This is a genomic window from Stenotrophomonas sp. PS02289 (genome assembly GCF_029960115.1).
GTDB lineage: Bacteria > Pseudomonadota > Gammaproteobacteria > Xanthomonadales > Xanthomonadaceae > Stenotrophomonas.
The window spans coordinates 1-24,838 of the sequence record NZ_JASCOZ010000059.1 but is presented as its reverse complement, the minus strand read 5'-3'; the positions used below and the strand labels follow the sequence as shown (position 1 = coordinate 24,838).

Here is a 24,838-nt window from a genome sequence, read left to right as displayed (position 1 = left end):
CGGCAAGGCGCTGTCCGCAGCGAACGATTGAACGATTCCGTAGAGCCACGCCCTGCGTGGCTTCGACCCGGTTGGACATAGCGCAGCCGCGCAGGGCGTGGCTCTACGACCGCGCTAGTCGAGCGCGGCCAGCAGGAATTCGACAAAGCTGCTCAGCTTCGGCCGCGGCCGGCGGTCCGGCAGATACACCAGATGCAAGGGCCGCGGCTCGGGCAGAAAATCGGCCAGCACCGGCACCAGCCGCCCGGCCGCGACATCCTCGGCCAGCAGCACCGCCGGTTGCAGGATCAACCCGGCTCCGCCCAGCGCGGCCCGGCGCAGGCCGTCGCCGTCATTGCACAGCAGCCGTGAGTGTTCCGACCAGTCCTGCTCAGGGTAACCACGTAACCGCCAGCCATGCCCGCCCCGCCACGCCAGATGCGTGAGGCAATCGTGGTCACCCAGGTCGGACGGGTGATTCGGCGTGCCCTTGCGTTTCAGATACGCCGGCGCGGCGCAGATCTGCATCGCGTACGGCGGCAGCGGTCGCGCCACCCATTCCGCCGAGCCCAGCGCCCCCATCCGCACCACGGCATCAAACTGTTCCTCGATCAGGTCGACCCGGCGATTGCTCAGGTCGAGCTCGACACTGACCTTGGGGTGCGCCTCCAGATAGCGCGCCACCAGCGGGGCCAGCACACAACTGCCCCAGGTAACCGGCGCACTGATCCGCAGCACGCCCTGCGGCTGGCGCTGCAGCCCTTCGACGCTGGCTTCGGCCTGCTGCACCTGCTCCAGCACCGCCCGGCAGCCCGCCAAGTAGTTGCGGCCGGCGTCGGTCAGGCTCTGCCGGCGCGTGTTCCGCTGCAGCAGGCGCGCGCCCACATGGGTTTCCAACTGCTGCAGGTACTTGCCCACCATGACTGCCGAAACACCCAGCTGTTCGGCGGCGGCGCTGAGGCTGCCGCGATCGACCACGGCGACGAAGGCCTGCATGCCACGTAACACGTCCATTGCAAACCTCCAGTTAGCAATGTCCGAATCATACGCCCCTTACCAAACCCCGTGACCACGGCGCAGACTGCAGGCATTCCCTACGGAGCAACGCTGATGAAGATTCTTGTGGTCGGTGCCAGCGGCACCCTGGGCCAGGCCGTGGCCAGCACCCTGGGGGCACATCACGAGGTGGTCCGCGCCGGCCGCCACAGCGGCGACGTGCAGGTGGACCTGACCGACGACGCCAGCGTGCAGGCCCTGTTCGCGCAGACCGGTCCGCTGGATGCCGTGGTGGCGACGACCGGGCGGCTGCATTTCGGCCCGATCGCCGACATGACCCCGGCGCAGTTCAACCTCGGCCTGCAGGACAAGCTGCTCGGCCAGGTGCGGCTGGCCCTGGCCGCCCAACACCATCTGCGCACCGGCGGCTCGATCACCCTGACCAGCGGCATCGTCAGTGCGCAGCCGATCCGCGACGGAGTCAATGCCACGGCAGTGAATGCGGCGCTGGAGGGCTTCGTGCACGCAGCCGCCTTCGACCTGCTGCCGCGCGGGCTGCGCATCAATGTGGTGAGCCCGAACGTACTGGTGGAATCGATGGGCGATTACGGCGCGTATTTCCCCGGGTTTGAGCCGGTGAGTGCACAGCGCGCGGCGCTGGCGTACCAGCGCAGCGTGGAAGGCGTGCAGAGTGGACAGGTGATCACCGTGTGGTGATCACCCCCAGCGCTGCGCCCCATCGCCCTGCTCTCCCAGCGCATCCCCCGGGTTGGCCAGCCGACACTTCTTCAACGACAGACACCCGCAGCCAATGCAGTCGGTCAACTGATCGCGCAACAAGCGCAACTGCTCGATTCGCGCATCCAGCTCTTCCTTCCACAGCGCCGACATCCGCGCCCACTCGGCCTTGGTCGGCGTCTTGTTTTCCGGCAGGGCCGCAAACGCATTCGCCACCGCCTCCAGCGGCAAGCCCACCCGCTGTGCCACGCGGATCACCGCCAACCGACGTAGCACCTCGCGCCCGTAGCGGCGTTGGTTGCCCGCCGTGCGCAGACTGTGGATCAGGCCTTTGCGCTCATAAAAGTGCAGTGCGGACACCGCCACTCCGCTGCGGCGCGCCACCTCGCCTACACTCAGCTCCTGCGCAATCATTCCTTGACCTCAACCTTGGTTAAGGTGTGATCCTGCGTCACCGCGCTGCGCTGCGCAAGCGCCGCCGCCCCTGATTGTCTGGATTGCCATGTCGTCTGAACCCTTGTCCGTCACTGCCGCTCCCGCCGCGGAGTCCATCCTTTCGCCGCGCTACCGCGCCACCACGCTGGGCATGGTGGCACTGGTCTCGCTGCACGCCTTCGAAGCGCTCGCGGTCGCCGCGGCGATGCCGACCGTGGCCACGGCGCTGGACGGTCTGCGTCTGTACGCGCTGGCCTTCGGCGGCACGCTGGCCACCAGCGTGATCGGCATGACCCTGGCCGGACGCTGGAGCGACCAGCAGGGTCCCGCACGGCCGTTGTGGATGGGGCTGGGCTGCTTCGTGCTCGGACTGCTGGTCGCCGGGCTGGCCCAGCACATGCCGGTATTGGTGCTGGGCCGGTTGCTGCAGGGCCTGGGTGCCGGTGCCATTTCGGTGTCGCTGTACGTGCTGGTGGGGCGCTGTTATCCCGAAGCGCTGCGCCCCCGTGTGTTCGCCGCGTTCTCGGCGGGCTGGGTGGTGCCTTCGCTGGTCGGCCCGGCAATCAGCGGCCTGATCGTGCAGCACCTGGGCTGGCGCTGGGTGTTTCTGGCGGTGCCGTTGCTGGCGCTGCCGGCCGCGTGGCTGCTCCGCCCTGCATTGCGCGAGGTGCAGGCAGCACCCCGCAGCGAAGGCGATGCAAACCCGGTGGTGCGCTGGGCCGTGGGCGCGGCGCTGGCTGCACTGCTGCTCTACGTCGGCGGCCAGCAGACCGGTGCAACGGCGGCGCTGTTGATGGTGCCGGCCACTGCCGCGCTGGTGCTGTGCAGCTGGAAGCTGCTGCCACCCGGCACCTTGCCACTGCATCGCGGCCTGCCCAGTGTGATCGCCCTGCGCGGCATTGCCGCGTCGGCGTTCTTCGGCTGCGAGGCCTTCCTGCCGTTGCTGCTGCAGCGCGAGCGCGGTCTGACCCCGCTGCTGGCCGGCGTGGCGCTGAGCCTGGGCGCACTGGGCTGGTTCAGCGGCAGTTGGTTCCAGGGTCACCAGGGCCAGGGCTGGTCGCGCCGGCAACTGCTGCATGCGGGTGCGCTGCTCATGTGCGTTGGAATCATTGCCACCGCGCTGGCGCTGCAGCCGGGCGTGCCGTTGTGGCTGGCACTGGGCGGCTGGACCCTGACCGGGTTGGGCATGGGCTTGATCTACCCCAGCCTTGCGGTGCTCACCTTGTCATTGTCGCCGCCGGCGCAGCAGGGCGCGAACAGCTCGGCCCTGCAGTTGAGCGAGGCGCTGGCGGTGGCGACCACGCTGGCGGTCTCCGGTTCGGTCTTCGCGGTGATGCTCAGCGTGGATGTGGTGCTGGGGTATCTGCTGATCTTCGGCGTGATGCTGATGCTGGCTGCATTGAGCGTGGTGGTCGCACGGCGGGTGTAAGGTCAGTCCCCGACCTCTTCCAGATCCTCGCGCAGAATGCGGCGGATTTCCAGCACCGCCTGCGGGGTTTCCTGCACGCTGTGCCCGGAAATGATCACCTTCTCCGACAGCGCGCCCGGCAGGTGTGCACTCCAGTACGGCACCAGCCCGTCGTCGGACTTTTCCAGCGGCACCTCGGGTTTACGCTGGGCGATGATCGAGTGGTACTTCAGCCCCGGACGGATCGGCAGCGCGCTGGATGCCTTCACGAACGGATCGTCCGCCTTGAGGTTGTCGATGCTGTTGGGAATGACCAGCTTCTTCGGCTGCGCCGACTGCGCTTCGGCCTGCTGCAGGGTCTGGAACACATCTTCGAACTTGCCCAGCAGGGTGATCGGCAGGCGCACCAGCCGACCGATCAGGCGACCCAGGCGATTGCCTGCGATGTCCGTGCCCTTGTGCGGGGCGGCGATGAAGATCGCGCGTTCCACATTCGGCTCCGCGTCGAAGTGCAGCAGCGGGCCGAGCTTGGCCTGCACCCGCTTCAAGCGTTCGCCTTTCAGGTTGTAGTTGGCCAGCAGGTCATTCCACAGCACTTCGCCGGAGTCACTGACCAGCAGCCGTGCCAGCACGCCGCCCATGCTGTGGCCGATGAACACCATGTCCTTGGAGGCGCGTGAGCTGCCGTTAGGATCAAAATGCTGCAGGGTGTTGTTGAATGCCTGGTCGATCTCGTAGCGGTTCAGGGCAATCGGCGCGTTGGTCGGGTAGTAGACCTGCCAGACCTGGAAGTGCTTGCGCAGCTCCGGGTCACCGAGAATCTCGTTAGCCACGTTGACCCAGGCTTCCGGACTGCTGCCCAGCCCATGCAGCATGAAGATGATCCGGCGGTTCGGATCCCACGGCTGCATCAGGTACATGTGCGGTTCGGCGATGCCTTCGCTCATGCCGAACAGCGTGCGCAGTGACTGCGTGGCAAAGCCACTCTGGGCCAGCCACATGCCGTAGGCGGCGGTGAAGTTGCCGGCCAGCGGCACTTTCTCGCCGTGCAGTTCAACGCTTTCGGTGGACTCGGGTGAGTACACGTCGAACAACACCTGGGTGGTGTCCAGCACTTCCTGCAGGCTGTTGCCCCGGAACTTCAGCAGCGCGGTGGCGTTGATCGCCGACATTTCGCTGTACTGCGGAATCTCGGCTTTCTCTCCCGGCGGCGGCGCAATCAGTTTGGGCGGGTCCATCAGCACGACCAGCTCGGCCCCGAAGCCATCGCGACGATACGTGCTCCGCAGGCCGGCAAAGCTCAACGACGACGCCGGGGCCATGCTGGTGGGAATGCTGGTCAGGCGCAGCTGGTCGAAGTCGGAGGTGAGCGTCCAGCGCTCACCGGCCACCGCTGCGTTGTAGTCCTCGCCTTCCAGCGCGCTTTCGCGACTGCGCTTGAACACCACCGCAGCGGTCTGCTCGGCGGCGTAGTTGTAGTAGTCGCGGACCTGGGTCTGGCGGTCCTCAAAGGCGCGCTGCGACGGCGTGCGCCCGCTGAAGAACAGGTACGCGTAGGCGTAGCGCGCTGCTTCCAGCCAGGCATCCAGCGCCGCTTCGGACATCGGATGCTTGTCGCGGTCCTTGGGCTTGGGACTCAGCGCCAACGCATTCTTGACCCACAGTTCGGACAGCGCCGACAGGCGCTGCTCCTCGGGTACATCGACCGTGTTCTTGAGCGTTTTCTCGCAGGCAACGATGTCCTTCTCGCACTGGTCCTCGTTCAGACCGACCACGCTCAGGGTTTCCCGCGAGGCCGCACTGAAATCGCCGCTGGTCAGCACGTCGCCACGCTTGTTGGCGAGGTATTCGGTGGGGGCTACCTGCTTCATGGTGACCATGGCGCAGCCGCTGGTCAGCAGCAGGGCCATGGAGGCGAACACCGGTAAAAGGCGACGGAACCCTGTGCTCATTGCGCAGTCTCCGCCTCGACGCCCGGCACGCCTACCCGGATCAGTCGCGAGAACGCCGGGTCGTCGCCGGCCGCACGCGCCCGCTCGGTAATGCGACCACGCGCCTTCAACGTGGCGAAGTCCACGCCCGGGGTCAGCACGCCAAGATCGCGCGCGTACTCGGCGAAATAACCCGAAACCAGCAGGCGGTAGTCCAGCGGCAGTCCCGGCGCGATCTGCTTGGCCAGCTCATACACGATGGTGGTGCAGTTGCTGGTCAGGGTGTTGTAGAACGCGGGGGCCGCATCCAGCTTGCGGGCTTCGCCGATGTAGGAGACGAACAACCCCTTGAGCTGCTCCTGGGTCATGCCCTTGAGCCGATACAGATAGACGTCCTCGCCGCGCACATTGCTGCGCACCCGGACGATATCGGTTTCCTCGGCAGCGACCAGGGTCATCTCGAACTTGCGGAAGAACCCACCCAGCGCCGAGAAGCTTTCGCCGCGCTCCTTTCGGATCTCCACTGAGAACACCAGCTGGCGACCGTCCGCGAAGCCGAAGCTGACCAGGGTGTGGGCGATCATCGGGCCCATCCAGTACGACATCACCAGATCGGCCGAGCGCAGCTGGTCCAGGTCGTACTCGCGACGCTCCCAACGTACGTCGTGGTCCTCTTCGGTGTGCCAGGCGAAGTTGCGCACGTTGTCCAGCACCACGTGATGGCCGTCGAAAGAGACCACCTTCAGCCGTTGCGCGACATCGTCAGCCCAGACGCGGTCCTGCCGCGGCGTCAGCAGCAGCCACCAGAGACCTGTGGCGACCAGCACAGCAGCGAACAGTGCACCCGGCCAGCGCCCGGCGCGTGCCCGCGCCACCGCTACGGCCGTAAACAGCGCGAAGCCGCCCCACAGCACCAAGGCGACGCCCCGAACCCAGCCGGGACCGGGCAATTGATACGCGAGCAGTCCAAGCACCCATAGCGCCGCCACCAGCATCAGCGCTGCCAATCCCCACCGTCCTGCTGTCTTCACGCATCGATCCGTCAGTTGAATAGGCGCTAGTTAGCCATAACGGACGTGTACGTGACATGGGTGGTGATGCCGGCGGGGCCAGCGGACGCCTTATCTGCGGGCAGCGCCCACCTTCTGCCAGGGGGCCATGCCCTTGCGCGCATTCAGCCGGGGGCGGCGCAAGGGCAACCGGCGCGGCATGGGAATCCCCACGCCCGGGGCGGCGGTGTCGTCGGCCCGAAGGTCGTCAGCGCGCTCGCCGACCAGCAGGGCCGCCATCTCCTCAAGGCCGTTGCGCATGGTGCGGGCGGCGGTCTGCAGGACATTCATGGCGGCGTCTCCGGTGGGGTTCGGGGACGTCCTACCCTACGGACGCGCGCGGGAAAGCCCCGTGCATGGGATGTGGCAGTTGGATGAAACCCACGACGTGACGACAACCCGCACCTGAGACTCATTTGCGTTGGCGGGGCCGGGTCCCGATAATTCCGGCCCTCACCCTTGGAATGCCGCCATGACCGCCCTGCCGCGTCGCCGTGCCCTGCTGTTCGTGGTTCCCACCCTGCTGGCCAGCGCCCTGGCGCAGGCCCAGGACGCCCGTACCCTCGACCAGGTCACGGTCGTGGCCGACCGGGCCAGCACCGCCACCAAGACCGACACCCCGCTGACCCAGACCCCGCAGGCGATCAGCGTGGTCAGCAGCGAGCTGTTCACCGACCGCGGCGCACGCAACCTGCAGGAGACCCTGCGCTACAGCGCCGGCGTCACCGCCGACGCCTATGGGTTGGACACCCGCAGCGACGGCAGCACCGTGCGCGGCCTCGACCCGGTGCAGTACGTGGACGGCCTGCGTCGCAGCTACGGCTTCAGCCCGCTGGCACGCACCGAGGTGTATGGACTGGAGCGCGTGGAAGTACTGCGTGGCCCGTCGTCGGTGCTGTACGGGGCCGGAGCCACCGGCGGCATCATCAACGCCATGACCAAGCGCCCGACCTTCACCGACGTCGGCGGTGAGGTCGGCGTGCAGCTGGGCAACTTCGACCGCAAACAGTTCCAGGCCGACGTGGGGGGCTCCCTCAATGACGCCGGCACCGTCGCCGGCCGCGTGGTGGGCCTGGTACGCAACGCAGGCATGCAGACCGACGTGATCGACGATGACCGCATCTACATCGCCCCTTCGCTGAGCTGGCGCGGCGACAGCAGCACCTTCACCCTGCTCACCAGCTACCAGCACGACAAGACCGCCTCCAGCCAGCAGTTCCTGCCGGTGGTGGCTACCTTGAACGCCGCCCCGGGCATGCCGCGCCTGGACCCCGGTACCTTCCTCGGCGACAAGGACTTCGACAAGCTCGATTCGCGCGTGTACAGCGTGACCGCGCTGTTCGAGCACAGCTTCAGCGACACGCTGAGCCTGCGCTCGTCGCTGCGTTACCTGGACGGCAAAACCGAATTCCGCGAGCTGTACCCGGACGCCTACAGCAACCCGCTGGACCCGTTCATTGATGCTGAGAAGCGCGTGGTGAACCGCAATGCCTACGGCGTGCGCCCGGACGTGCGTTCGTTCACCAGCGACAACGCCCTGCAGTTCGACTTCGCCACCGGCCCGCTGCAGCACCAGCTGCTGGCCGGCGTGGACTACAGCGACTACCGCGAAGAAGCCCTGCAGCTGGATGCCACCCCGACCCCGATCGACATCTACACCCCGGTCTCCAGCGGGATCGTGATCAACGGCTGGAACCGCCTGCCCGACCAGCGCACCACCCAGCTGGGCGTGTACGTGCAGGACCAGATCCGCTGGGCCGATCGTGTCTCGATGGTGCTGGGTGCCCGTCGCGACCACGCCCGCAGCGAAACCGAAGGCCTGCCCAGCCAGACCGACAACGCCACCACCTGGCGTGCCGGCCTGATCGGCGAGATCGGCGCGGGCGTTTCGCCCTACATCAGCTACAGCGAGTCGTTCCTGCCGGTCACCGGCCAGGACATCTACGGCCGTGCCTTCCAGCCCATGGAAGGCGACCAGTGGGAAGGCGGCATCAAGTGGCAGCCGGCACCGAACATGCTGGTGACCGCCTCGGCCTACCGCATCACCGAAACCAACCGCCAGACCAACGACCCGGAGAACCCGCTCAACGTGGTCCAGACTGGTGAGATCGAGTCCAAGGGTGTGGAGCTTGAAGGTCAGTTCTCGTTCGATCACGACGTCACGATGACCGCTGCCTATTCGCGAAACCGCGCCAAGGTGACCAAGAGCAACTTCGAGATGGAAGTGAACCAACGGCTCAACGACACCCCGCAGGAACTGGCGTCGCTGTGGCTGGCCAAGGGCTTCCAGATCGACGACGACTCGCGCCTGCGCGTGGGCCTGGGCGGCCGCTACGTGGGCAACAGCCAGTCGCTGGGCTTCGGCGGTTTCATCCGTACACCCAGCTACACGCTGGTGGATGCGTTGTTTGAAATCCAGGTGGTGGATTGGACGATGGCGCTCAACATCACCAATCTTGCCGACAAGAAGTATTACGCGCCGTGCCGCAACTTCGGCGATTGCTTCACCGGTAATCCGCGCACGGTGACCGGCACGATCAGTTACCGGTTCTGATCGTTCCACCCCGCAACACCGCAATCCATCTCCAGCCGCCGCCAGAGAACTCAATGCAACGCACCACCATCAAAGCCTGGTTCCTGGTCCACAAGTGGACCAGCCTGATCTGCACCGTCTTCCTGCTGTTGTTGTGCATCACCGGGCTGCCGTTGATCTTCGCCGAGGAAATCGACCACCTCAGCGAACCGCACGTTGATCATCCGCAGGACAGCGCACCGCCGCGCAATCTGGACGATCAGGTCAATACCGCACTAGCCCAGTATCCCGGCAACGTGCCGTTGTTCATCGGCTGGGACTGGGAAGGCCACACCGTCTATGTGAACACCGGCGCGCAGGTGGACACGCCGCCGCCGCAGATGAAGACCGCCCTGCTGCACGCCAGCAGCGGCGAGGTGGTGCCTGCGCCGCAGTTCAATGAAGGCGTGATGTACTTCCTGCTGCGCCTGCATACCGACCTGTTCGTCGGTCTGCCCGGCCTGCTGTTCATGGGCGCGATGGGCCTGCTGTTCGCGGTGGCGATCATCTCCGGCCTGGTGCTGTACGGCCCCTTCATGCGCCGGCAGCGCTTCGGCACCCTGCGCACCGGACGCAGCCGCCGTCTGGCCTGGCTGGACCTGCACAACGTGATCGGTGTGGTGACCCTGGGTTGGGCACTGGTGGTCGGCCTCACCGGTGCGATCAACACCATCGCCAAGCCGCTGGAAACGGCCTGGCAGAACCAGCAGCTCGGCGAGTTCGCTGCGCGCTATGCCGGCCAGCCGCGTCCCACCACGCTGGCCTCGCTGGACGCCGCCGTGGCTACCGCGCGCGCCGCCGAACCGGACATGCGCCCGGCCTTCGTCAGCTTCCCCGGCACTGGCTACAGCGGCGACCACCACTACGGGGTGTTCATGCAGGGCAATACCCCGCTGACCGAGCGCATGTACCGACCGGTGCTGATTGACGCGGTGACCGGCGACCTCACCGCGCAGCCGCAGTTGCCGGTCTACATGACCGTGCTGCTGCTCAGCCAGCCGCTGCACTTCGGCAACTACGGCGGCCTGCCGCTGAAGATCCTGTGGGCGATTCTGGACCTGCTGACCATTCTGGTACTGATCAGCGGCCTGTACCTGTGGTTCAAGCGCGGCAGCACCGAGGCGCGGGTGACCGAGATCGAACGCGCGGAGAAGACCGGAGGTACCGCATGAGCCGCCCCACGCCCCCGACCGGCAGCCCGTTCACCGCACCGGCCTGGATTGCGGTGATCAGCGTGGTGGGCCTGGTGAGCGCCCTGCTCGGAGATGGCGCGTATGACGTGGTGTCCTGGGTGGTATTCGCCGGGCTGATCGGCCTGGTGGTACGGGCCTGGGTGAAGCGAACGCGCTAATATCTTCCCGTACGGGAATATTTGGTTGCAATTGGCGAAATTATGGTCAATTATTCCCGTACGGGACTTTTTGGCGATTTCCTCGCCAATCTGGCCAAAATATTACCGTACGGGAATTTTCATGCCCATCGTCGATTACATGCAGGATCTCGGCAAAGCCGTGCGCGCAGCGCGCAAGCGGCATGCTCTGACTCAGGCCGACCTGGCCGGCCTGTCCGGAACCGGGCTGCGCTTCATCGGTGAGCTTGAACACGGCAAGCCCTCACTGGAATTTGCCAAGGTACTCCACGTGTTGCAGGTACTCGGGCTGCGCATGACGCTGGAGGACCACGCCACGTGAGCGAAACGCTGCCGGTACGCCTGCATGGAAAGCCCATCGGAGAGCTGTTGCTCTCCGGAACATTGCGCTCGCCCGAAGACTGGCAGTTCACTTACGACGGCAACGCGGCCGAGGTCGCCACGCTGGGGCTGTCACTCTCCCTGCCCGTCCGCCCGGAGCCCTATTACGGAGCAGTAGTCCGCAACTGGTTTGCGAACCTGTTGCCCGAAGGACGCATCAAGGAGTCCGTCGCAAGCCGGCTGCGTATCTCGCCCTCGGATGATTTCGCGCTGCTGGCCGCTATCGGCGGTGAGTGCGCGGGTGCCGTCAGCATAGGCACCACGACTGGCACGCCGGCTGAAGACGAGACGGACCTTGAAACGCTGTTCTATCTGGCCGGAGACGGATCGGTTGATGGGCAGTGGGCCTTGGCCGGTGCGCCCCACCGGCTGTCCCTGGCGGGTGCCCAGGACAAGCTGGCAGTGGTCCGCGAAACGGATGGAAGGCTTCGTCTGCCGAACACCGATGAGCTGAGCACCCACATTCTCAAACCCGACAGCCGCAGCTTGCGCGGGCTGCGCGAACTGGAAGCACTCGGCCTTCGTCTCGCCAGGCATGTCGGCCTGCATGTCATCGACTGCGAACTGGTGAGCGTGGCGGGCAGGCAGGCCCTGCTGCTTGCCCGATACGACCGCGCTGGCACATCCGAAGGTGCGGCGACCCGGCTGCATCAGGAAGATCTCTGCCAGGCGCTCGGATATCCGTCGGAGATGAAGTATCAGTCTCAGGGCGGCCCCACCCTGGCCAAGTGCGCCGCATTGATCCGGACCAAAGCCGTGATGGGCCCCAGGGCCAGTCAGCATTTCCTGAACTGGACGGTCTATTCCGCTTTGATCGGCAACGCCGATGCCCACGGCAAGAACCTGGCCATACTCCATGGCCGGCAGGGCGACCTGCGCCTTGCGCCCTTCTACGATCTGGTTCCCACCATCGCGTTTTCCGAGCGGGAGATCGAACGCACGCCGGCACTGGACATCGGCAATGCACAGCGCATTGACCAGGTCGAAGCCGCCGATTGGGATGTGTTTGCGCGCCAGGCTGGATTCGCCCCCCGGCTGGTCCGGCGGCGCGTACAGGAACTGGCGGAGCAGATCATCGGCGTTCTACCAGCGGTGCTGGCCGAGCTGGAGCAGGAGGGCGCTGACGCAGCGCTGCTCGAGCGCCGGGCACTGCAGCCGATCACAGACAATGCACAGCGCATGCTGGAGCGGCTCGCAAAGCGCTGATTCACTCCGTTGTCTTGTCGATGGCGTGGCGCTTAGACTCCGACAACAACGCCCTTCCAACAGGTAGCCAAGGATGACCCTGAAAGCACGCATTGCCGCCCATGGCGGCCAGTTCTTCTGCCACCAGATCCATGCACAAGAAAACCAGAAGACAGTGACCTTCGCGCATGAGTTGCTGCCACCTCAGGAGGCAGTGCTTCCCGATGTGCCGGGACTGAAGGACTTCTATGACCAGTTCGGTGGGCTGCGGCTGTACACCCATCAGGAAGACGAGGATGAGGCCGCATTCCGTGTAGCGCATCCCAGCGAATGGGCGACTCTCGAAGCCTGTTACCGCGGCTGGGTGGATGACGAAGAAGACGATGACTTCCTGCCGTCCTCCGAAGGTGGCTATCTGGTGGTGGGTGAAGTACCTGCAACCGGCAACTACCTGCTGGTCCAGCAGGAGGGCGATGGTGCCGGGTCTGTGGTGGCATTCGACCACGACGGGTTTGAGTTCGTTGAATTGGGCGTGAGCCTGCTGGACTTCGTGGAGCGCGCGCTGGCACCGGATACGGAGGCGCTGACCGCCATGGCCAGCCACATGCGGTTCCGCACCGAAGGGTCGGATGCACAGTGGTGGATGGTGGAGATGCGCGACAACGCCGGGCGCGTGGTGCGGACCGAGGTGTGATGAGTTGACGCGCCTGGCGCGTCACTACGTAGGGACACGCCATGCGTGTCCGATCAGGTCAGGGTGACGATGCGCTCGCCCTCGCGATCAATCTCCAGAACCGCGTCGGAATACGGGTCGATATCCGCTGCCTCCGCGCCGGGGTCACAACGAACGGCGCAAGCCAGCCTGGCGGCCAGGAAACGCGCGAATGCAGGCGAGGATGGCCATGCCTTGCTGTGATGCACCCATATTTCCAGCAGGTCTTCCGCGGGGATCATCACTACCGTGACAGCACCAGCGGTGTAGATGCAGAAGCCATCCTGATTGCCGCCTTCACGGACCAGCGTACCCAGCACGGAAGAGAGCAGCGCGACCGCCCTGCCCTCTTCCACCCCCAGCACGTAGGCGGCAACCTCGCTCATCTCAGCGCACGGGCTCCACCACCACGGCAGTGCCGTAGCAGAGCACCTCGGTGAGCCCGGTCATGACGTCAGTCGCGTCATAGCGCATGCCGATGATGGCGTTGGCCCCCAGCTGGCGGGCGTGGCGGGCCATATCGCGATAGGTTTCCTCGCGGGCCTGTTCGCACAGCTCGGTGTAGATGGTGATGTTGCCGCCGAAGATTGTCTGGATGCCGCCAAGGAAATTGCCGACGATGGAGCGCGAGCGCACGGTGATGCCGCGCACCACGCCCAGGTTGCGGGCCACCCGGTAACCCGGCAGTTCGAAGGCCGTGGTCACCATGGAATCGTTCAACTGCGGCGCGGCGGTGCTGGGAATGCCGCTGTTGTAGGGGTCTGCCATGAACGTCGAGCTCCTGCTTGGGGCCCCCATTACACCATTTCGCCAGCCCGATTGATCTGCTGCGCTGGTGCCCTGCCTTCAACTGCGGTCATGCCGGCCAGTGCTGCCGCGCACAGCAACACTGCCGCACTGGCCAGAAAGGTGGTAGCGAAACCAAAGCTGTCGAACAGCAGCCCGCCCACGGTAGAGCCCAATGCGATCGCACACTGCACCACCGCGACCATCAGGCCGCCGCCGGCTTCGGCGTCTTCAGTGAATGTACGAGCGAGCCAGCTCCACCAGCCCACTGGGGCCGCAGTGGCGAAGAATCCCCAGATGGCCATCAGCAGTGCCACCGTCCCAGGCTTGGTGCCGAGTGGAATCAGCACCACCGCAATGACCGCCATCAACAGCGGCAGCACCACCAGCGTGCGGTACAAACCGCGCCGGATGAATGCACCGATCGCCACCGTGCCCAGGAAGCCACCTACGCCGATGCCCAACAGCATCCACGGCAGCGTGTTGGCACTGGCATGCGTCACCGTTTCCAGGAACGGACGCACATACGTGAACAGTGCGAACTGGCCCATGAAGAACGCGCCGCAAGCCATCATGCCCAACAGCACCACCCGCCTGCGCAGCAGAACGAACAGGCTGCGGCGGGCCCCAGCGGGTTGCGCGGCCATGCGCGGCAAACTGGCCCATTGCCAGGCGAGCGCGATGCAGGCCAATGGCAACAGACACAGGAACGCGCCGCGCCAGCCGATCACACCGCCCAGATAGCTGCCCAGGGGTGCCGCGATCACAGTCGCCAGCGCGTTGCCGCCATTGAACACGGCCAGCGCGCGCGGCACTTGTGCCGGTGGCACCAGCCGCATGGCAGTCGCTGCCGACAGCGACCAGAAACCGCCAATGACCACCCCGATCAGCGCGCGCCCGAGCATGTACACCGCGTAGCTGGGAGCCCATGCCACTACCAGGCCCGACAGAGCCATCAACGCAGTGAGCAGCAACAGCACGGTCTTGCGATCAAGATTCCCCGCCAACCGCCCGATGGACAGGCTGGTAAGGACCGCGAAGGCTCCGGAGATGGCGATACCGTATCCGGCCCAGCCTTCGCTGACCTGCAGATCGGCCGCCATCGGGGTGAGCAGGCTGACCGGCATGAACTCCGAGGCGATCAGCGCAAACACGCAAAGCGTCATCGCGAACACGCCGCCCCAATGCGCGCGCATGGCAGTGGAATCAGACACGTTCACTCACTTCGCGGCCAGGTGCTTCTGGAAGAATCCGGTGAGCTTGTCGAACGGAATCAGACGGGTGCGGTCATACAGATCGACATGGCCGGCGTCCTTCACCCAATACAGCTCCTTCGGCTCGCCCGCACGACGGTACGCGTCCTCACTGAACTCGCGAGAGTGCGCCTGATCGCCGCTGATGAACAACATCGGGCGCGGCGCGATGGTTTCAATATCGTTGAACGGATAGAAATTGAGAAACTTGACCAGACTGCTGAACAATGGCTGGGTCGTGTGCTCCGGCTGCTCGCCTGCGGCCGCATAGGCACCGCGCGGGGTGCGATAGAAGTCGAAGAACTCGCGCTGGATCTGAGGCGTGTCGGCATCCAGCTCGTTCACCGTGCCAGGCACGTACTGTGCTTCGGCACCAGTGAACTCCGCCAGACGCTGCTGCGTGGCGGCGGCGATCATCGCCTTGCGCTGCACCAGCGACTGCGACCGGTTCAAGCCGTTGCGTGCGGCCGCCCCCATGTCGTACATGCTGACCGTCGCGACCGCCTGGATGCGCGGGTCGATCTTGGCCGCGCTGATGACGAAGCTGCCGCTGCCACAGATACCCAGACCGCCAATGCGGGTCCCATCCACGAACGACTGGGTGCTGAGGTAATCCACCGCTGCGCTGAAGTCGTCGGTGTAGATTTCCGGCGCGACCAGGTGGCGCGGTTCGCCTTGGCTTTCGCCCCAGTACGACAGGTCGATGGCAAGCGTCACGAAGCCCTGCTCGGCCAGCTTCTGCGCATACAGATTGGAGCTCTGCTCTTTCGCTGCGCCCATCGGGTGGCCGACCACGATGGCCGGGTACTTCACGCCCGGCTTGCGGTCCTTGGGCAGATAGAGGTTACCCACCACCTTCATCTGGTACTGGTTGGTGAAGCTCACCTTTTCCAGGCTGACCTGCTCGCTGCGGTAAAAGTTGTCCGCTCCGTTGGAGAGGTCCTGACCCAAGGCCAGGGACGAGGCCGCCATCAGCGCGGCGGCTAGCACTACCTTCTTCATCGGGGTATCCGGTCTGGGGGAGATGGCGGCAGTGTGCCGGACGCGGATTACATTGATTAGCCAATGAGTTCTTTTAGGGCTTATTAGTTCCACTAATCAATCAAGGGTGCGACACTGCGCCCATGGCCCGACGAAACCTCAATGACCTGCTGGCGTTTGTCACCGTGGCCCGGGAAGGCAGCTTCACCCGTGCCGGCGCGACGCTGGGCGTCTCCCAGTCTGCCCTGAGCCAGGCGATCAAGGCGCTGGAAGAACGCCTGCAGATTCGTCTGCTGACCCGCACCACCCGCAGCGTGAGCGCACCCCCCGCCGGCGAGCGCCTGCTGCAGGCCATTGGCACCCGCTTCGATGACATTGAAGCCGAGCTGGATGCGTTGACCGAACTGCGCGACAAGCCTGCTGGCTCGGTTCGGCTCACCAGCGGCGACCACGTGCTGCGCACCGTGTTGCTGCCCCGCCTGCTGCCGCTGATGCACCGCTACCCGGACATCAACATCGAGTTCGACATCAACTACGGCCTGCGCGATATCGTCGCCGACCGCTTTGATGCCGGTGTACGGCTCGGCGAGAGCATCGACAAGGACATGGTGGCACTGCCCATAGGGCCGAAGCTGCGCATGGCGGCGGCCGCCTCACCCGCCTACTTCCGCCAGCACCCCATGCCGAAGGTGCCGGCCGACCTGACGCAGCACAACTGCATCAACATCCGCTTCCCGACCACCGGCGGGCTGTATGTGTGGGAGTTCGAGCGCAAGGGCCGGCAGGTGAATGTTCGTGTGCAAGGCCAAGCCGTGTTCAACAGTTCGCCGCACATGGTGCTGGCCGCTTTGGATGGATTAGGCATCACGTTCCTGCCCGAGGAAGAGTTCTCGCCTTATCTGGAGAACGGCCAACTGGTGCGTGTACTGCAGGACTGGTGTCCGCCGTTTCCGGGATATCACCTGTATTACCCCAGCCGGAAGCAGCATTCACCCGCCTTTGCGCTGGTGATCGAGGCGTTGCGGATACCTGCGTAGCGCCGCGCCCTGCGCGGCTGCGGGAATGGTCAGACCGGATGAGGTTGCCACGCAGGGCGTGGCACTACCTTGTGGTCAGCAGTCCCTGCCCGCCCGCCCACTGGTTGATGTCGTCGCGACGGATGGCGGCCGCCATCAAGCCCGGGAAGGCATCGGGGGTGCAGGCGAACGAGGGTACGCCCAGCGCGGCCAGACGGGCAGCCAACGCATGGTCGTACGACGGCGTGCCTTCGTCGCTCAGCGCCAGCAGCACGATGAACTGCACGCCGGCCTCAAGTAGCTCACGCGCGCGGGCCAGCAGGCGGTCTTCCACCCCGCCTTCGTAGAGGTCGGAGATCAGCACCAGAATCGCGTTGTGCGGCTCGCGGATGAGGCTCTGGCAGTAGGTCACGGCACGGTGGATGTCGGTGCCACCGCCCAGTTGCACACCGAACAGCAGATCCACCGGGTCATCCAGCTGCTCGCTCATGTCCACGACTTCGGTATCGAAAACCACGAGCTTTGTGGACACTGCCGGCAGGGAGGCCATCACCGCACCGAAGATGCTGGAGTACACCACCGAGGCGGCCATCGAGCCGCTCTGGTCGATGCACAGCACCACCTCGCGCTGTGGCTTGCGCGCCTTGCGGCCATAGCCGATCAGTTCCTGCGGAACCACGGTGCGCAGCTCCGGCTGCCAATTCCGCAGATTGGTGCGGATGGTGCGGTGCCAGTCGATCTCGGCCAGACGTGGGCGGCGGTTGCGGCGGGCGCGGTCCAGCGCGCCGCTGACTGCCGAGCGCATCGGCTCCTCCAGCTGGCGCAGCAGGTCATCCACCACCTGGCGCACCACCATGCGCGCGGTCTCTTTGGTTTCGGCCGGAATGACCTGGCTCAGGCCGATCAGGCTGGCCACCAGATGCACGTCGGGCTGCACCTGCTCCAGCATTTCCTTTTCCAGCAGCATCTGGGTCAGGTCCAGCCGCTGCAGGGCGTCGCGCTGCATCACCTGCACCACTGACGAGGGGAAGTAACGGCGGATGTCGCCCAGCCAGCGCGCCACATTCGGCGAGGACGCGCCACGGCCACCGCGACGTCCGAGGCCACCGGTACCATCCGGCTCGTACAGCGCCGCCAGCGCCTGGTCGATGCCCTGCAGCGGCTTGGGCAGCGCGCCACAGCTGGCCTCCGCCTCCTGGCCAAGGATCATGCGCCAGCGTTGTTCGCGGGTAGTGGGCGGCAGTGCGCCCTGTTCGTCAGCGGTTTCAGTCATGCGGGCAATCCCAGCAGTTCGCGCAGCATCGGCAGCGCGCGTTCGGCGCGGGCCGCGTTCCAGTCCGGAGCCGGTGCGGCCACGGATCCCTGCAGCGGCGCACGCTTCACTCGCGTGCCCAGGTCGCGGCGGTCGGCGGCCTCGAAAGCGGCGAAGGTGCGTCGCACCAGTGGCAGCGCGCGCACGAGTTGTTCCTCATCCAGCGCGACCACCCAGGCATCGATCATCTGCCACACGGCGTCGTCGTGCAGCAGCACGGTGGCATTGCGGTTGAGGAAACCGTCCAGCCACTGTGCGGCATGCAACGGTTCAGCACCTGGCGACAACTGCTGCTGCAACTGGGTGTGCACGAGCTCGGTCGGCAACACCTGGGCATCAAACAGCAATCGCAGGGTCACGCCGCGCAGCAACGCGCTGCATGCAGGCGACAACGCGACGCGCTGCAGGGCGTGCTGCCAGTCTTCAGTGCCTTGCGCATCGTTGCGCAGGCCAATGGCGCGGTCGGCCTCCAGCACCACACCGCGGGCCTGTTCGGCATGCGCCTCGTCGAGGCTCGACAGTGCCAGGCTCAGGCCGATGACCGCGCGCTCCAGCATGCTGTCGAATACATGCGCCACCTGTACCCCTTCGGTCTGGCGCACGTTGCCGTAGCGGTGGATGTTCGCCAGCGGTGGCAGTGCGCCGAGCAGGGCCAGCGGATCGGCCTGCGTGGCGGCGCGCGCCTCCAGTTCAGCGGCGATGCTGCGCACTGCCTGTGGCAGGTCGGCCAGCAGCACCTGGTTTACCAGCTCCGACACTTCCGGAAGATCCTTGGCATTGCGTGCCTCGGCAATGGCCTTGCTGGATGCCGCATCCACCAGCGTCTGGCCGTACCGGCTAGCCTCCACCAGATCCACCAGGAACTGCGGCTGCCAGGCCAACTGCCAGACTTCATGGAAGGTGCCGCGCGCCGAAGCCCCGGTGCGCGCCAACTGGCCCCAGCCAATGCCCAACAACTGCAGCCGGTGCAGCAGGTGGCTGCGGGCGAGGTCGTTGTCCTTGCGCAGGTCCAGATCGAGGGTCTTCTCCAGCGCTTCGGGCTTCAGCCGCAGCCGCTTCTGCTGTGCCTCCAGGTCGCGCTGCAGCGGCACCACGGGCACGGTGTCCGGCACCTGGCCCAGCGCATCGCCCACCATCAGGCGTTCGCGGATCAGCCGCATGGGCGCGTCATCGCCATTGCAGATGACCGCTCGGCTGGCTTCGGCAATGTCCTCCAGACCGGGGGCTGGGCGCTCGCGCAGCGCCGCCAGGGTGTCGGCCAGGCGCGTGGCTTCAATCAGGTGCGCCGGCGAACAATCCAGTCCGTGTTCGCGCAGCAGGCGTCCGACCCGGGCGTACCAGCCCACGGCACGCTGTGCATGCTGGCCGGCGTTGCGCCACAGATGGTCGTACCAACCCGGCGCGTCCACGCCGGCACCGTAACCACTGGCACTGCTGAGGTGCCGATAGGTCCACGGCACCCAGGTGCTCTGCGTACCGCGCTTGGGCATGCCTTTCAGCAGCCGGTTGTCGGCGGCCGCGCTGTTGGTGCGCAAGGCCTCCGGCTGCAGCGCCGGCACGTGCCAGGCACCACACACCACCGCCACGCGCTCGAACTCCTTGCTGGCCGCGCGCAACGCCACACGCATGTGCGCCTCGCGCACCGCCTCGTGTTCGCCCCGTCGCCCGCTCAGTGGCGGCGTGTGCTCACGCACGGCGGCCATGGCCTCGGCGATCGCCTGGAACAGGCCCTCGCCTTCGCCACGCTCTTCCACCATGTGGTTCCACCAGGTCTCGCCGTCGGCGTGACCGGCGGCGCGCGCCAGCCAATCCAGCGGGTCGGCCGGGCGCTGTTCCAGTGTCGGTGCTTCGGCGTCGGCCTGCTCCACATCGGGCACGGCTGCGCCTTCATCCATCGGCTCCGGCATGTCGCCTTCAGGCGTTGCCTGCTGCGCGGCGCGGGCCTGTGCCTGCCACTCCAATGTGAGCGGGGGCGGCACGTCCATGAAGCGCACCGGTACGTTGCGCTGCATCGCCCAGCACATCGCCTGCCATTCCGGCGAATACTGCGCGTACGGATGGAACACCGCCAGTTGCGGGTCGTCCACGCTGTAGGAGAGCAGCGCCACCGGTGGCTGCATGCCCGCTTCCAGCACGTGCGTCAGCAGCGCCTCGGTACCCGCCGGGCCTTCAATCAGCAGGCACTGCGGTGGCTGCGCCTCCAGCGCGGCCAACAGGCTGCGCGCACAGCCCGGGCCGTGATGGCGGATGCCGAACAGGGAAATGCCGTCACTCATCGACGCCGGTCCGCTCAGACGTGTTCGCGGAAGGCGCGGTACAGGTCCTTCCACTCATCGCGTTCCTTGACCACGGTTTCCAGATACTCCTTCCACACCAGCGCGTCCTGCACCGGGTCTTTGACGATGGCACCGATCATGCCGGCGGCCATGTCGGCCGGTCGCAGCACGCCATCACCGAAGTGACCGGCCAGCGCCATGCCGTTATTGATCACCGAGATGGCTTCAGCAGTAGACAGCGTGGCCGTGGGACTCTTCAACTTGGCCTTGCCGTCTTCGGTGACGCCGTTGCGCAGCTCACGGAAGATGCGCACCACGCGCGCCACTTCCTGCAGCGCCGGCGGCTCCGCCGGCAGGTCCAGCGCCACGCCCATTTCACCGACGCGCTTGAGCACGATGGCGACTTCATCTTCTTCGCTGTTCGGCACCGGCAGGATCACGGTGTTGAAGCGGCGCTTGAGCGCGCTCGAAAGCTCGTTCACGCCCTTGTCGCGGTTGTTGGCGGTGGCAATCACGCTGAAGCCGCGCACCGCCTGCACTTCGCTGCCGAGTTCCGGCACCGGCAGGGTCTTTTCCGAGAGCACGGTGATCAGCGCGTCCTGCACGTCGGCCGGAATGCGGGTCAGTTCTTCAATGCGCGCGATCTTGCCCAGGCGCATCGCATTCATCAGCGGGCTGGGCACCAGCGCCTTTTCGCTGGGGCCGTTGGCCAACAGCTGCGCGTAGTTCCAGCCGTAGCGGATCTGTTCTTCGCTGGTGCCGGCGGTGCCCTGCACCAGCAACGTGGAGTCACCGCTGATCGCGGCCGTCATGTGCTCGGACACCCACGACTTGGCCGTCCCCGGCACCCCGAACAGCAGCAGCGCGCGGTCGGTGGCGATGGTGGCCACGGCCACTTCCATCAGGCGGCGCTCGCCGATGTACTTCGGGCTGACCACAAACCCGTTCTCCAGCGTGCCACCGACCAGATAGGTCACCACCGCCCACGGCGACATCGTCCAGTTGGCCGGGCGCTGGCGGTTGTCCTGGCGGCGCAGTTCCTCCAGTTCCTCGGCGTATTGGTGTTCGGCGTGCTGGCGCAGGACGGCAGTGCTCATGAGGGCTCCAGTGAAAAGTCAGTCGAGATCAAAGGTGGGAATTGAGGGCTTGGCGCAACGCCAGCAGTTGATGGGCCTGCTGCACGCAATCGAGCATGGCGTCGGTGGCGTTGGCCGGTGCTTCCGCCACCCGCACTTCAGCCAGAGCGGTCGGGTGCAGCACCGCCAGCAGCTCCAGCAGCACGTCACGCAGGTAGTAGTCGTAGCGCAGCACTTCATCGCCCAGCTGCGCACCCAGGCTGGGGGCCAGGCGCAGCGAATAGGCCTCGCTCAGGGTCTGCCCCGGCGCGGTACTGCCCAGCACGTCGCCCAGCAGGCGGTGTTCGTGCAGCTCACGCGCGTTGGCCGGCCAATGCCGCTCGCGCTGGTCGGACGGCAGCAGCGCCATCAGCTCGCCCAAGCGGGCGCGCAGGGTGTCGACGCCGATCAGCGCCTCCACCCACTGCGGCGTGCTGGCATCCACGCGTTCCAGCCACGCGCGCAGCAGCGCGTCATACCAGTCGGTGCTGCGCGCCCACTCCAGCAGTTGGGTCGGCGACTGCTGCAGTGTCTGCTCCCACCAGGCCAATGGCAGCTGGCGGGCTAACTGGTACAACCACCAGGCGCGCTCGCCCAGTGATTCACCGTTCGGTCGTTTGGGGTCGATGGCCGCGTCCGCCCACTCCGGCTGCGCCGCATCGGGCGCGGCCAGTACCCACGCTTTGCCTGCTAGCAGACCGCCACGCTGTTCCTGCAGCAGCGTCTGCATCTGCGCCTGCAGGTACTGCGCGTGCGGCGCGGCGGGCAGCCGTGCCAGCATCGGGCCCACCAGCTGGCGGACCTCGCGGCTGCGGTCCTTGAGCAGCGGCCGCAGCAGTTCTGCATCGGCATCGCTGAGCTGGGGCTGCAGGGCCGTGATGAAGTCGACGCGCTCGCGTGCCGAAAGTGTCTTCAGGCTCTCCTGCAGGCGGGTACGCGCCTGTTCGGCATCCTGCGCGCGCAGCTGCTGGAAGGCCTGCAGGCGAACCTCTGCACTGCCTTCCTGCCAGGCACGCTCCAGCTCGGCGGCGTCGGTGCCTTCGGCAGCGACACTGGCATCCACGGCAAACGCCCAGTCCGGGTTGCATGCCGCCAGCCAGCGTCCGCGCTCACCCAGCACAGCGCGCAAGTGCGGGCGCAGCGCAATCGAGCGTGCACCGGCCTCCAGCGCGTGGTGTAACGAAGCGACCGGCAGGTGCCGCCCCTGCGCTGCCAGCTGCAGGCAAGCCTCATGGCGAACGCGCCGCCCCCAGGGGGACGGCTGACCGCCGCTGAAGAGTGTTTTGAGCAGCGGACTCCAGCGATGGTCCGCCGGCAGCACCGCCGTGTCCGGCGCAGCCGGTGCCGGGGACGGTACCGGCGCGGCCAGGCGCATCGCAGCGCGTTGGCACGCGGCCAACACTCCAACCTGCTGGCTGTAGCCCAGCGCGGCGTCGTCCTGCGTCGCCAGTGCGGCCAGCACTTCGCCGACCGGGCCGTCCATCGAAATCGCCTGCGGGCGGTCGATGCCCAGCAGGGCCGGTTTCAACCAGGCGTCGTTCATGCGCTGCTCCTTTCCCACTGCTCGCCCTGTGCGTTCCAAGCCGTCAGCGGCTGCAGTGCCTGACCGTCCCACTCGCCCATCAGGCACAGCGGATGACCGCCCGCAAAAGCCATCAGCGACCAGCCAGGCATCGGAGCCAGCTGCAACGCCAGCGTGCCCTCGGCGTGCTGCACCCAGCAGTGCTGCCCGTCGTGGGCGAGCGTGACCTCGTGCAGGCGCATCGGCACCTGCGGCAACCAGGGATTGGCGGCGTGCGCCTGCGCGACGGTATCGAAAGTGTCGTCGCGGGGCGCTGCGGACGCCGTGCCGCCCTGTACATCCGCGGCCACCGCGCGGAGCGGCACCGTGCCAGCGTGGAAATGCACGGTACCCGCGTGGCGATAACCGGTACGCCACTGCTGATCCCAGCCGCGGCCACCGTGGCTGTAGTCCTGCAGCAGTGCCGCCCGACCGCTTTCCAGACCGTGCAGCCACACGCGGCGCTCGGTGAGGTTGCCCGGGTGTTCAATCAGCTGCTGACCCTGCACGAACCAGCCATCGTGCACCGCCTCGCCGTCGCGCAGAACCGTCTCGCGATCGACCGGCCAGCCCAGCGCGGCACGCAGGTCGGCCTGGCGCGCTGCGCTGAAGCTGTCCACGCGCGGCACCGCCTGGGTCAGCAGTTGCAGCAGGCCCAGGCGCTCGCCCAGCTGGGCCAGCCCCGCCAGATCACGGCCGCTGCCGGCCACGGCGTGGTCCAGCAAAGTGGCAAGCCCAGGGGCCTGCGCATCGACCATGCGCGCGCTCATGCGCCGCGCGTCCTGTTCAAACCCGTTGCCCAGATTGGCCAAACCCTGGCGGAACTGGTCGGCGATCCAGCGCTGCAGTTCGCCGGCACCGGTTTCCATGCGCGACCACCGCGTGGCCTCGCGCTTGGCGGCGGCAGCTGCCTGTACCTGTGGGTCCGGAGGCGGCGCACTGGCGGCGGCTTCAGCGGCCGCCTCCTTGCGGGCAGCGCGGTCGCGACGCCCCTGCATCCACTCGTCGACCCAGGCCGGCCGCGCACCCGGCACGCAGCGAGGATTGCCGGCCGTGTACAACAGCAGCAAGGCCAAGCCATGTTTGCAGGGGAACTTGCGGCTGGGGCACGAACAGCGGCTGACCAGCGCGGCCAGGTCGACCTGGGTCTGGTATGGCTTGGAGCCACTGCCTTGGCATTCGCCCCACAGTGCCTCGTCATCGGCCCCGAGCAGGCCCCATTTGCCATCAGTGGCCAGTCCAGCGCCGGCTTTGCTTGACGCAGCATCAGGTGCAAGCGCGAGTACCTGCTCGCGCGTGAGTCGCACTTCCATATCCGTACTCACATCAGATTGGGTCTGATGATAGCTGAGGTTGGGTGACAGGTTGAGTGGTCAATCGAACGTCGCGCCTGGATTCATTCTGGCCGGCGAGAACCAGACCACGCCATAGCGCTGGGCGAGGATGTCTGCCTGCACGCGCCACACCACGTGGCACCGTCCGCGGCCGGTGTGTCCGGTTTCAGTAGCAGTCTGCTCGGCCTCGAGCCTGGCCGCTTCGATGATGTCGGCCCACTGGGGGTCACGTTCGATGGGATCGGAGAGGAGGCGACCGGGAGGATCGTGCTCAATGGCCTGCAGTACGCGCTGCTGCCAGAGGGCAGTCATCTCGGCGAACAGCGCTTTGGCCTGCGGCACGGGGCAGCCGGTTGCTTTGTGGTACCGCCAGTAGTCCGGTTCCATTGGGTCATTCCTTGACGTGCGGGAATTGCCGGGCAGAGCCCGGCCCTACGGGAAGCGTAAAG

The 24,838-nt window shown here is 66.4% G+C and carries 24 protein-coding genes; 9 read left to right on the top strand and 15 right to left on the bottom strand.

What is annotated here, in order from left to right:
* Positions 1–114: 114 nt before the first annotated feature.
* A complete protein-coding gene (locus tag QMX83_RS10405; RefSeq protein WP_282296557.1) occupies positions 115–993 on the bottom strand; it encodes a LysR family transcriptional regulator in 879 nt (292 codons plus the stop codon).
* A gap of 96 nt (positions 994–1,089) precedes the next feature.
* Between QMX83_RS10405 and QMX83_RS10400 the strand changes: the two genes are divergently transcribed.
* On the top strand, positions 1,090–1,692 hold the full coding sequence (locus QMX83_RS10400) for a short chain dehydrogenase (protein ID WP_282296556.1): 603 nt from the start codon (positions 1,090–1,092) through the stop codon (positions 1,690–1,692).
* On the opposite strand, the gene soxR is transcribed toward QMX83_RS10400, so the two are convergent.
* Positions 1,693–2,127, bottom strand: a complete 435-nt coding sequence (gene soxR, locus QMX83_RS10395) for a redox-sensitive transcriptional activator SoxR (protein ID WP_282296555.1) — start codon at positions 2,125–2,127, stop codon at positions 1,693–1,695. It lies immediately after the preceding gene.
* 88 nt (positions 2,128–2,215) lie between these two features.
* Here soxR and QMX83_RS10390 point away from each other — a divergent pair, with 88 nt between their 5' ends.
* Positions 2,216–3,577, top strand: coding sequence for an MFS transporter (locus QMX83_RS10390; protein WP_282296554.1), 1,362 nt, complete (start codon positions 2,216–2,218; stop codon positions 3,575–3,577).
* A 2-nt stretch (positions 3,578–3,579) separates the two neighbouring features.
* Here QMX83_RS10390 and QMX83_RS10385 read toward each other — a convergent pair whose 3' ends face one another.
* The 3 genes from QMX83_RS10385 to QMX83_RS10375 all read right to left on the bottom strand — a co-directional run bounded on the left by QMX83_RS10385 (position 3,580) and on the right by QMX83_RS10375 (position 6,827).
* Positions 3,580–5,508 (bottom strand): alpha/beta fold hydrolase, encoded by a 1,929-nt coding sequence (locus QMX83_RS10385; RefSeq protein ID WP_282296553.1) that lies wholly within the window; start codon positions 5,506–5,508, stop codon positions 3,580–3,582.
* Entirely contained in the window at positions 5,505–6,482 is a 978-nt protein-coding gene (locus tag QMX83_RS10380; RefSeq protein ID WP_282296559.1) for a DUF4105 domain-containing protein, read from the bottom strand. Before QMX83_RS10380 ends, QMX83_RS10385 begins: the two co-directional genes overlap by 4 nt.
* Positions 6,483–6,608: 126 nt before the next feature.
* Positions 6,609–6,827, bottom strand: a complete 219-nt coding sequence (locus QMX83_RS10375) for a hypothetical protein (protein WP_282296552.1) — start codon at positions 6,825–6,827, stop codon at positions 6,609–6,611.
* Positions 6,828–7,008: 181 nt separating this feature from the next.
* On the opposite strand from QMX83_RS10375, the gene QMX83_RS10370 reads away from it, so the two are divergent.
* The 6 genes from QMX83_RS10370 (at position 7,009) to QMX83_RS10345 (ending at position 12,737) form a co-directional block, all read left to right on the top strand.
* Entirely contained in the window at positions 7,009–9,090 is a 2,082-nt protein-coding gene (locus QMX83_RS10370; RefSeq protein WP_282296551.1) for a TonB-dependent siderophore receptor, read from the top strand.
* 53 nt (positions 9,091–9,143) lie between these two features.
* Positions 9,144–10,280, top strand: coding sequence for a PepSY-associated TM helix domain-containing protein (locus QMX83_RS10365; protein ID WP_282296550.1), 1,137 nt, complete (start codon positions 9,144–9,146; stop codon positions 10,278–10,280).
* Positions 10,277–10,459 (top strand): hypothetical protein, encoded by a 183-nt coding sequence (locus QMX83_RS10360; RefSeq protein ID WP_282296549.1) that lies wholly within the window; start codon positions 10,277–10,279, stop codon positions 10,457–10,459. The genes QMX83_RS10365 and QMX83_RS10360 overlap by 4 nt, the downstream gene beginning before the upstream one ends.
* Before the next feature lie 121 nt (positions 10,460–10,580).
* Entirely contained in the window at positions 10,581–10,799 is a 219-nt protein-coding gene (locus tag QMX83_RS10355; RefSeq protein ID WP_282296548.1) for a helix-turn-helix transcriptional regulator, read from the top strand.
* A complete protein-coding gene (locus QMX83_RS10350; RefSeq protein ID WP_282296547.1) occupies positions 10,796–12,064 on the top strand; it encodes a type II toxin-antitoxin system HipA family toxin in 1,269 nt (422 codons plus the stop codon). Before QMX83_RS10355 ends, QMX83_RS10350 begins: the two co-directional genes overlap by 4 nt.
* 73 nt (positions 12,065–12,137) lie before the next feature.
* Positions 12,138–12,737, top strand: a complete 600-nt coding sequence (locus tag QMX83_RS10345; protein ID WP_282296546.1) for a hypothetical protein — start codon at positions 12,138–12,140, stop codon at positions 12,735–12,737.
* Between the two features lie 53 nt (positions 12,738–12,790).
* On the opposite strand, the gene QMX83_RS10340 is transcribed toward QMX83_RS10345, so the two are convergent.
* The 4 genes from QMX83_RS10340 to QMX83_RS10325 are packed head-to-tail and all read right to left on the bottom strand — an operon-like array spanning position 12,791 to position 15,796.
* Positions 12,791–13,141, bottom strand: coding sequence for a hypothetical protein (locus QMX83_RS10340; protein ID WP_282296545.1), 351 nt, complete (start codon positions 13,139–13,141; stop codon positions 12,791–12,793).
* 1 nt (position 13,142) lies between these two features.
* Positions 13,143–13,523 carry a YbjQ family protein gene (locus tag QMX83_RS10335; protein WP_282296544.1) on the bottom strand — a complete coding sequence of 127 codons (381 nt, stop codon included), beginning with the start codon at positions 13,521–13,523 and terminating at the stop codon, positions 13,143–13,145.
* Between the two features lie 29 nt (positions 13,524–13,552).
* Positions 13,553–14,737 carry an MFS transporter gene (locus tag QMX83_RS10330; protein ID WP_282296558.1) on the bottom strand — a complete coding sequence of 395 codons (1,185 nt, stop codon included), beginning with the start codon at positions 14,735–14,737 and terminating at the stop codon, positions 13,553–13,555.
* 24 nt (positions 14,738–14,761) lie between these two features.
* Positions 14,762–15,796 carry an alpha/beta hydrolase gene (locus tag QMX83_RS10325; RefSeq protein WP_282296543.1) on the bottom strand — a complete coding sequence of 345 codons (1,035 nt, stop codon included), beginning with the start codon at positions 15,794–15,796 and terminating at the stop codon, positions 14,762–14,764.
* 122 nt (positions 15,797–15,918) lie between these two features.
* On the opposite strand from QMX83_RS10325, the gene QMX83_RS10320 reads away from it, so the two are divergent.
* The gene (locus QMX83_RS10320; RefSeq protein WP_282296542.1) at positions 15,919–16,812 is read left to right on the top strand and encodes a LysR family transcriptional regulator; all 894 of its coding nucleotides are present in this window, start codon (positions 15,919–15,921) and stop codon (positions 16,810–16,812) included.
* A gap of 64 nt (positions 16,813–16,876) precedes the next feature.
* Here QMX83_RS10320 and QMX83_RS10315 read toward each other — a convergent pair whose 3' ends face one another.
* Genes QMX83_RS10315 through QMX83_RS10290 form a run of 6 tightly spaced genes read right to left on the bottom strand, consistent with a single transcriptional unit; the run spans position 16,877 to position 24,776 of the window.
* Positions 16,877–18,064: a VWA domain-containing protein gene (locus tag QMX83_RS10315; protein ID WP_282296541.1), complete on the bottom strand. Its 1,188-nt coding sequence runs from the start codon at positions 18,062–18,064 to the stop codon at positions 16,877–16,879.
* Complete coding sequence (locus tag QMX83_RS10310) at positions 18,061–20,379, bottom strand: DUF5682 family protein (RefSeq protein WP_282296540.1); 2,319 nt, start codon at positions 20,377–20,379, stop codon at positions 18,061–18,063. Before QMX83_RS10310 ends, QMX83_RS10315 begins: the two co-directional genes overlap by 4 nt.
* A 14-nt stretch (positions 20,380–20,393) precedes the next feature.
* Complete coding sequence (locus tag QMX83_RS10305) at positions 20,394–21,476, bottom strand: AAA family ATPase (RefSeq protein WP_282296539.1); 1,083 nt, start codon at positions 21,474–21,476, stop codon at positions 20,394–20,396.
* A gap of 28 nt (positions 21,477–21,504) precedes the next feature.
* The gene (locus QMX83_RS10300; RefSeq protein ID WP_282296538.1) at positions 21,505–23,037 is read right to left on the bottom strand and encodes a DUF5691 domain-containing protein; all 1,533 of its coding nucleotides are present in this window, start codon (positions 23,035–23,037) and stop codon (positions 21,505–21,507) included.
* Positions 23,034–24,368: an SWIM zinc finger family protein gene (locus QMX83_RS10295; protein ID WP_282296537.1), complete on the bottom strand. Its 1,335-nt coding sequence runs from the start codon at positions 24,366–24,368 to the stop codon at positions 23,034–23,036. Before QMX83_RS10295 ends, QMX83_RS10300 begins: the two co-directional genes overlap by 4 nt.
* Before the next feature lie 60 nt (positions 24,369–24,428).
* On the bottom strand, positions 24,429–24,776 hold the full coding sequence (locus QMX83_RS10290; protein WP_282296536.1) for a hypothetical protein: 348 nt from the start codon (positions 24,774–24,776) through the stop codon (positions 24,429–24,431).
* Positions 24,777–24,838: the final 62 nt, after the last annotated feature.